The sequence below is a fragment of the Streptomyces sp. Ru72 genome (assembly GCF_002920635.1).
GTDB lineage: Bacteria > Actinomycetota > Actinomycetes > Streptomycetales > Streptomycetaceae > Streptomyces.
On sequence record NZ_PQSR01000182.1, the window covers coordinates 1 to 8231 of the forward strand.

An 8231-nucleotide genomic window follows, 5' to 3' on the forward strand; every position below is an offset into this window, starting at 1 on the left:
GGAGTCGACGTGGGGCGTGGCCGCTCGGGGCGCTGCGCCACGTGGTCCCCCGCCTCCGGGGGCAGGGGAGAGGGCGAGAAGCGGTGGGAGTGGAGGATGTGCCCGGCGGCCGAGTCGGGGTTCGCGGCGAGCGCGCTGAGCACGTGCTCGGGGCCGATGTAGCCGGTGCCGCTGGCCCGGGCCAGTTCGTGCGCGTCCAGCAGGGCGCGCTTGACGGCGGGCGTCAGGGAGAGCGAGGTGGGCGGCGGCGCGTCGCCCGAACTCTGCTGGGCCGGGCCGGAGCGTTCGTCGATCTCCGAGGCCAGCGAGTCGGGGTCCGCCCCGGCGCGGCTGAGCAGACTCCGGGTCGGTTCGGTGGCGAGGGCGGCGCGCAGCAGATGCTGGGTGTCCAGATCGCGACTGCCGTGCTCGGCGGCGTAGCGCGCGGCGCCGGCGACCAGTTGCCGGGCCGGCTCGCTCAGGAGCCGCCCCAGGTCGATCTGCCGGGGACCGGGACGCTGCCCACCGAAGATGCGTGCGAAGAACTCTGCGAAGGGGTCCGAGCCGTAGCCCTGCGGACCCGTGAATCCGCTGGTCATGGCCTTCCGTTCCGCTGATGTACATGCCGGTCCGTCGCGGGTGCCCGGGGTTGTCCGAGTTACACCTGCGGTGCGTGCGTGTGCGCCTGTGGTGCGTGCGCGCACATGAGCTGGGCGCGCTTTCGCCCACGGTGCGTGCGTGCACGTGCGGTGCGTGCCCTGACGCTTAGAACACCATCGCACGATCGTTGTTCAGGGGCATGTTCAACAAGGCGGACGCCCTCGGGCGGGCGGATGGCCGACCCGCGGGTGCGTGCCGGGGCGGCGGGGCGCGCACAGGGTGCGGACGTCCCCGCGGAGCGCACTGCGTCCGCTCTGAAAACCGCCCGTAGCCATTCCGTAACACGACTGGTGTTTTCTACCGGACCGGAGTACTCCACTCGGGCGGGAGCTGAGCGATGGCGGTGGATCAACTCCCTGGAGGGGTGAGGGAGTTCGCGAGCTACCTGAACGGGCTGCTGGCGCGGCTCGACCAGGGCGGCGGCTGGTGCGGAGTCTTCTGGCAGCGCGACCCCGACGGTATGCGGGCCTGCCTGGAGGGCCGGGAGGTGCCGCCCTGGGACGTGGTGGAGGCACTGCTGCAGGACCTCGCCGCCGCATACGGGACCGCCGTCGCCGCGCCGGAGGCCGAGCGGGCGCGGGCGCTGCACGGTGCCTCACTCGCCGCCTACGACGCGCGGCCGGGGGCGCGGGAGGCGCTCGGGGACCGGCTCGACGTGATGCTGCGGGAGAAGCGCTTCGCGGCGGAGCGCAGGGCCGACCTCGAGCGCAGGCTGGAGTCGGCCGCCACCCGCGAGGAGGCCGCGGCGCTCCGGCTCGACCTGGCCTGGGCCCGGGACGACCACGACCGCGCCACGGCCCGCTGTGCGGAGCTGCGTCGCCGCATGGAGGCCCTGGATCACCGCGCCCTGCCGGCGCAGGGCGCCCGGTCTTCAGGGGCGGCCCGGGCGGGGTACGCGTTCCGCCCGAGGGAAGAGGCCACGGACGCCCGCGCGCCCGGGGAGACGGCCGGCAGGGGAACGGCGGGGCTGTCGGACGGTCGTGCGGAGAGCCGGTCGGCGGAGGTGGGCCGGGCGCGCCGCGGGGACTGGGCGCAGGGCCCGGACGCGGCGTCCGAACGGCCTCACGGCGGCCACCCGGACGCTGCGTCGCCGCACGGCGACCCCCAGGCCCCGGACACGGGACCGGCCGACGACGCTTCCGTCTGGCACCGTGCCCGGGCCGCGGACGCCCCCGGACCCGGTTCCGAGGGGCCGTTCGCACCGTCCCGGGAACCGGTGAGCCGGGAGTCCCGCCCCGCCACCGCCGCCGCGGACGCCTCCGCCGGGCAGCGCACCAAACGCCGCCCGCGCGGCAGTGCCCGTTTCGCCGGGATGATGGACGTGCAGGAGCCGCCCACGGGTGCCGTTCCGCCTGTGGCCGCACCCGCGCCGGGGCCTCGGGGCCCCCGTGGCGCCCGGTTCGCCGGGGCCGCCGGTGCCGAGACACCCGAGAGCCCTCAGCCGCGTACACGGCCGCTCGACGAGACCGACCGGCAGCTCACCGCCGACACCGTCGCCGCGCTCGTCGGATTGCGCGCCGAGGGCCGCAGCGGCGAGGCGCACGCGCTGCTGGTCGAGGCCGCCCACTGGCCCGCCGGCCGCTACCCCCTGCTGGCCGCCGAACTGCACCGCGCGGGCCTCGGCGCCGACTGGGCCACCCTGCTGTGGGAGGCCGCCTCGCTGCCCGCCGACCGCCTCGTCGCCGCCGCGGACGCCCTCAGCGCGGCCGGACGCGGCACGGACGGCGAGGAGATGCTGCGGCAGGGCGTCGCACGGCCCGCGAAGGAGATCGGCGAGGCCGTCCTCGGACTCCACGCCGACGGCCGGCACCGCGAGGTCGGCGCCCTCCTCGCCGCGTACGTGCGCGTCCGTACGCCTCAGGAGGCCGCCCGCAGTGTCGCCGCCGACCCGCAGCTGCTCGTACCGTTGTTGCTGGAGGCCGCCCGGGGTGTCTCCGCCGAACGCCACTGGGACCTCGTCCACGCTCTGCGGGTCGCCGGATTCGCCGCCTGACCGGCCCGCCTTCCGTGCGGGCACTCACCCGCAGGAGTGCGAAACGTGATCGACTCAGCGGGTTGACGACGATGGTCTTGGCAAGGCCGCCGCGGAGGCTTACGTTCGACCCTCTACAGCCCGGCTCTACGGGCGTAGAGGCTCTCTGACGTCCCTCGCGGACCATCAGGCAAAGGAGCGGCTCCATGGCCCACGTCGTACGCGCCGCACTGGTCCAGGCGACCTGGACCGGTGACACCGAATCCATGATCGCCAAGCATGAGGAGCACGCCCGTGAGGCGGCCCGGCAGGGCGCGAAGGTCATCGGCTTCCAGGAGGTCTTCAACGCCCCCTACTTCTGCCAGGTCCAGGAGCCCGAGCACTACCGCTGGGCCGAGCCGGTGCCGGACGGGCCGACGGTGCGCCGGATGCGGGCCCTCGCCCGCGAGACCGGCATGGTGATCGTCGTCCCCGTCTTCGAGGTCGAGCAGTCCGGCTTCTACTACAACACCGCCGCCGTGATCGACGCCGACGGCACCTACCTCGGCAAGTACCGCAAGCACCACATCCCCCAGGTCAAGGGCTTCTGGGAGAAGTACTACTTCAAACCCGGGAACCTGGGCTGGCCCGTCTTCGACACCGCGGTCGGCAAGGTCGGCGTGTACATCTGCTACGACCGCCACTTCCCGGAGGGCTGGCGGCAGCTCGGCCTGAACGGCGCCCAGCTCGTCTACAACCCCTCCGCCACCCACCGCGGCCTGTCCTCCTACCTGTGGCAGCTCGAACAGCCCGCGGCGGCCGTCGCCAACGAGTACTTCGTCGCCGCGATCAACCGCGTGGGCCGCGAGGAGTACGGCGACAACGACTTCTACGGGACGAGCTACTTCGTCGACCCCCGTGGGCAGTTCGTGGGCGAGGTCGCGAGCGACAAGGAGGAGGAGCTCGTCGTGCGGGACCTCGACTTCGACCTCATCGAAGAAGTGCGGCAGCAGTGGGCGTTCTACCGCGACCGCCGCCCCGACGCGTACGAAGGACTGGTGAAGCCGTGAGTGACCTGTACGACCGCCACAAGGCCGTCCTGCCCGACTGGCTGGCCCTCTACTACAAGGACCCCCTGGAGATCACCCACGGCGAGGGCCGGCACGTCTGGGACGCCGACGGGAAGAAGTACCTGGACTTCTTCGGCGGCATCCTGACCACGATGACCGCGCACGCGCTGCCCGAGGTGACCAAGGCGGTCAGCGAGCAGGCCGGGCGGATCATCCACTCGTCCACGCTCTACCTCAACCGGCCGATGGTCGAACTCGCCGAGCGCATCGCCCAGCTGAGCGGCATCCCGGACGCCCGCGTCTTCTTCACCACCTCCGGCACCGAGGCCAACGACACCGCGCTGCTGCTCGCGACGACGTACCGGCGCAGCAACCAGATCCTCGCGATGCGCAACAGCTACCACGGCCGCTCGTTCAGCGCGATCGGCATCACCGGCAACCGGGGCTGGTCCCCGACCTCCCTGTCCCCACTGCAGACGCTGTACGTCCACGGCGGCGTCCGCACCCGCGGCCCGTTCGCCCACCTGGGCGACGCCGACTTCGTCGCGGCCTGCGTCGACGACCTGAGGGACCTCCTCGGCCACACCCGCCCGCCCGCCGCGCTGATCGCCGAGCCGATCCAGGGCGTCGGCGGCTTCACCTCGCCCCCCGACGGCCTGTACGCGGCCTTCCGCGACGTGCTCCAGGAGCACGGCATCCTGTGGATCGCGGACGAGGTGCAGACCGGCTGGGGCCGCACCGGCGACAACTTCTGGGGCTGGCAGGCACACGGGCAGAGCGGTCCGCCGGACATCCTCACCTTCGCCAAGGGCATCGGAAACGGCATGTCCATCGGCGGCGTCGTCGCCCGCGCCGAGATCATGAACTGCCTGGACGCCAACAGCATCTCGACCTTCGGCGGCACGCAGATCACGATGGCGGCGGGGCTCGCCAACCTGACGTACCTGCTGGAGCACGACCTCCAGGGCAACGCCCGGCGCGTCGGCGGGCTGCTCATGGAGCGGCTGCGGGCGGTCGCCGCCCAGCTTCCGGGCGTACGGGAGGTGCGCGGGCGCGGCCTGATGATCGGCGTCGAACTGGTGCGGCCCGGCACCGACGAGGCCGACCCGGACGCGGCGGCCGCCGTGCTCGAGGCGGCCCGCGACGGGGGACTGCTGATCGGCAAGGGCGGCGGGCACAACACCAGCGTGCTGCGCATCGCCCCGCCGCTCTCGCTCACCGTCGCCGAGGCCGAGGAGGGCGCCGCGATCCTCGAGCGGGCGCTGAGGGATGTCCAGTAGCAGGCAGCAAGTGAGCGGCGAGTGAGCCGAAGGGGCGCGCCGGTGTCGAGAGGGCATGGGGTTCCCCTGCTGGAGCGAGGCCCGGAGCCTGGGGGAGCGGAGCCCCGAAGGGCTGAGCACGGTCGGTCTCTCGACACCGGCATCCAGTGCCCCGGAGGCGAAGCGAGCCACGAAAAAGGGAAGTACGCCATGCCCACCGCCTTGGAACCCGCCCTGTCGGTACGCCAGGTCCTCGCCCTGGACCGGGTGCTCGCCGGAGAGCCCGAGGTGGTGGCCGGCGCCGGGCACCTGGACCGGCCGGTGCGCTGGGTGCACGTCGCCGAGGCGCCCGACGTCGGGGTGATGCTCAGCGGTGGCGAGATGGTCCTCACCACCGGGGTGCTGCTCGCCGGTGACGTGGAGAAGCAGGCCGAGTACATCCGGTCCCTGCACCGCGCGGAGGCCGCGGCCGTCGTCCTCGGACTCGGCCGGGCCTTCCCGGCGCCCCCGGAGGTGATGCGCCGGGCCGCCGAGCGCTGCGGGCTGCCCATGGTGGTCCTGCACCGGCCCTTCCCGTTCGCGGAACTGACCGAGGAGGTCCAGTCCCGCCTCGTGCGGCGCAAGTTCGCGGCGGTGAGCCTGTCGGAGTCCGTCCGCACGGCGCTGACCGGGCTCATCACCGCGGGGGCCCCGCTGCAGCGGCTGCTCGACGAGATCGCCGTGCACGCCGGCTGTCCCGTCGTCCTCACCAACCTCGCCCACCGCGTGCTCGCCACGGCGGGGGAGCGGCCCGCGGTCGACGACGTGCTGCGGGACTGGGAGCGCATCGCCCGTCAGGCGGGCGGCAGCGAGGGCGACGGCTGGGTCCGCGCCGAGCTGGGCGGGCGCGGGGAGCGCTGGGGCCGGATCGTGCTCTGCGGTTACCGCGGCGACAGCCCGATCGGGCGCCTGCTGGCCGAGCGCGGCGCCGAGGCCCTGGTCCTGCACCGGATGCTCCACGGCTCGGTGCACACCTGGGAGGAGCAGTCCGCGCAGAGCCTGCTGACCGACCTGGTCTCCGGGGCCGTCCCGGCCGGCCGGCTGCTGCCCAGGGCGCGGGCGGCCGGGCTTCCGGTCAACCGCCGCACCTTCGTCCCCCTGGTCGTACGCGACGGTGATCCCGCCCAGCTCGATCGCGTCCTGCGGCTGCTCGGCCTGCCCGGGCTCGCCGCCGAGCTGGCGGACGGGGCCACCGCCGTACTGCTCAGCCTCGCCCGCGACCAGGACGCGGAAGCGCTGACCGCGCACTTCGCCACCCGGCTGCGCACCGAGTCCCCGACGGTGCGCGGGACGGCCATCGCCGCCGCCGACCCGCGTACCGCCTGGGAGGATGTGCCCGCCGGGCTGCGCGAGGCCCAGCACGTCGCGGACGCCGTGGCCGGCCACTCCGCCGCGCAGGACCTCCCGGCCGTCGTACGGCTCAGGGACGTCCACCTGCGCGGCCTGGTGAGGCTGCTGCGCGACGACCCGCACGTGCAGGCCTTCGCCGAGCGGGAGCTGGACGGGCTGCTGTGCGGACGCGACGCCGAGCAGGAGCTGCTGCCGGTGCTGCGCACCTATCTCGCCACCGGCCGCAACAAGTCCCGCACCGCCCAGCTCCACCACGTCAGCCGACCGGCCCTCTACCGCAGGCTGGAGGCCATACAAGCCCGTCTCGGGGTCGACCTCGACGACTTCGAACAAGCCGCCTCGGTGCACATCGCGCTGCTCGCGCACGACGCCCAGCAAGGGCGCTGTGTCAATCCGGGGGACAACCCCCGGACCCCCGGCCCGAAGAGCAGTGCGGGCGGGGCTCCAGAGCGCCCCGAGCTGGGCTTCGGTCAGCGTAAGCAGGGGTGAAACGTCGTGGAAAACCACTGGGAACAGGTGTGTACGCGCCGGTATGACACCGTGCAACGCCGGATGCCCGCAGACGTGACACGGTGCAACTCAAACCGCATGGCCGGACTTCCTAGCCTTGCCGCACACCGAGCGACCGGAGGTCCCGATGAGCAGAGTGATCCGTGCCGCCGTCTTCCAGACCGCCTGGACGGGCGACAAGGAATCGATGATCCAGGTCCACGAGCAGGCGGCCCGCGACGCGGCCGCGCAAGGTGCCCAGGTCCTGTGCTTCCAGGAGCTGTTCTACGGACCGTACTTCTGCCAGGTCCAGGACCCCGCGTTCTACGAGTACGCCGAGCGGATCCCGGACGGCCCGATCGTCAAGCGCTTCCAGGCCCTCGCCGAGGAGCTGGGCATCGTCCTCGTCCTGCCCATGTACGAGGAGGAGCAGCCCGGGGTCCTGTACAACACCGCCGCGGTGATCGACGCGGACGGCTCGTACCTCGGCAAGTACCGCAAGCACCACATCCCGCAGGTCAAGGGCTTCTGGGAGAAGTTCTACTTCCGTCCCGGGAACGTCGGCTGGCCGGTCTTCGAGACCGCCGTCGGCAGGATCGGCGTCTACATCTGCTACGACCGCCACTTCCCGGAGGGCTGGCGCGCGCTGGGCCTTGCGGGCGCCGAGATCGTCTTCAACCCGTCGGCCACCTCACGGGGTCTGTCCGCCTACCTGTGGCAGCTGGAGCAGCCGGCGGCGGCCGTCGCCAACGAGTACTTCGTCGGCGCGATCAACCGGGTCGGTACCGAGGAGCTCGGCGACAACGACTTCTACGGGACCTCCTACTTCGTGGACCCGGAGGCCCAGTTCGTCGGCGAGGTGGCCAGCGACAAGGAGACCGAACTGGTCGTCCGCGACCTGGACCTGGCCAAGCTGCGGGAGGTACGCGACCGCTGGCAGTTCTACCGGGACCGCCGTCCCGACGCGTACGGCCCGCTGACGGCTCCGTGACAACGGGCTCAGGCACCCGCGCCCCGTGAGGGGCGCGGGGCTGTGCTCGATATGCGGCTACCGCCGCGGGCTCGACCAGCCACACACGACCCGCACTGTCCGATCGCACCCAGCGGGGCAATACGGAGGAGAGGGAGCATGACCCGTACCGTCATCCGCGGTGGCCTCGTCATCACCGCGTCCGACGAGATCCACGCCGACGTCCTGATCGAGGACGGCCGCATCGCCGCCCTCGCCGCGTCCGGCACCCCGGTCGCCGAGGCCTTCACGGCCGAGCAGACCATCGACGCCAGCGGCAAGTACGTGATCCCGGGCGGTGTCGACGCCCACACCCACATGGAGCTGCCCTTCGGCGGCACCTTCGCCTCCGACACCTTCGAGACCGGCACCAGGGCCGCCGCCTGGGGCGGAACGACCACGATCATCGACTTCGCGGTGCAGAG

The 8231-nt window shown here is 72.8% G+C and carries 7 protein-coding genes; 6 read left to right on the forward strand and 1 reads right to left on the reverse strand.

Annotation, left to right across the window (positions count from 1 at the left end; translation table 11 throughout):
* Nucleotides 1-578 (reverse strand): Clp protease N-terminal domain-containing protein (locus tag C3488_RS38525; RefSeq protein WP_308460715.1); only part of this gene is annotated, 578 nt, incomplete at its 3' end.
* A 398-nt stretch (nucleotides 579-976) separates the two neighbouring features.
* Here C3488_RS38525 and C3488_RS38530 point away from each other — a divergent pair.
* From C3488_RS38530 to C3488_RS38555, 6 genes are all read left to right on the forward strand, one after another.
* Complete coding sequence (locus tag C3488_RS38530; RefSeq protein WP_103845484.1) at nucleotides 977-2632, forward strand: hypothetical protein; 1656 nt, start codon at nucleotides 977-979, stop codon at nucleotides 2630-2632.
* A gap of 185 nt (nucleotides 2633-2817) precedes the next feature.
* The gene (locus C3488_RS38535) at nucleotides 2818-3660 is read left to right on the forward strand and encodes a nitrilase-related carbon-nitrogen hydrolase (protein WP_103845485.1); all 843 of its coding nucleotides are present in this window, start codon (nucleotides 2818-2820) and stop codon (nucleotides 3658-3660) included.
* Nucleotides 3657-4940, forward strand: a complete 1284-nt coding sequence (locus C3488_RS38540; protein WP_103845486.1) for an aspartate aminotransferase family protein — start codon at nucleotides 3657-3659, stop codon at nucleotides 4938-4940. The genes C3488_RS38535 and C3488_RS38540 overlap by 4 nt, the downstream gene beginning before the upstream one ends.
* A gap of 189 nt (nucleotides 4941-5129) precedes the next feature.
* Nucleotides 5130-6797: a PucR family transcriptional regulator gene (locus C3488_RS38545; RefSeq protein WP_258053911.1), complete on the forward strand. Its 1668-nt coding sequence runs from the start codon at nucleotides 5130-5132 to the stop codon at nucleotides 6795-6797.
* A 148-nt stretch (nucleotides 6798-6945) separates the two neighbouring features.
* Nucleotides 6946-7788: a nitrilase-related carbon-nitrogen hydrolase gene (locus C3488_RS38550; protein WP_103845487.1), complete on the forward strand. Its 843-nt coding sequence runs from the start codon at nucleotides 6946-6948 to the stop codon at nucleotides 7786-7788.
* Between the two features lie 138 nt (nucleotides 7789-7926).
* Nucleotides 7927-8231: amidohydrolase family protein (locus C3488_RS38555; protein WP_146068016.1), on the forward strand; the 305-nt coding region annotated here is incomplete at its 3' end.

Coding starts and splice junctions, on each gene's coding strand:
- C3488_RS38550 (WP_103845487.1), top strand. CDS start 6,946: ATGAGCAGAGTGATCCGTGCCGCCGTCTTCCAGACCGCCTGGACGGGC.
- C3488_RS38530 (WP_103845484.1), top strand. CDS start 977: ATGGCGGTGGATCAACTCCCTGGAGGGGTGAGGGAGTTCGCGAGCTAC.
- C3488_RS38545 (WP_258053911.1), top strand. CDS start 5,130: ATGCCCACCGCCTTGGAACCCGCCCTGTCGGTACGCCAGGTCCTCGCC.
- C3488_RS38535 (WP_103845485.1), top strand. CDS start 2,818: ATGGCCCACGTCGTACGCGCCGCACTGGTCCAGGCGACCTGGACCGGT.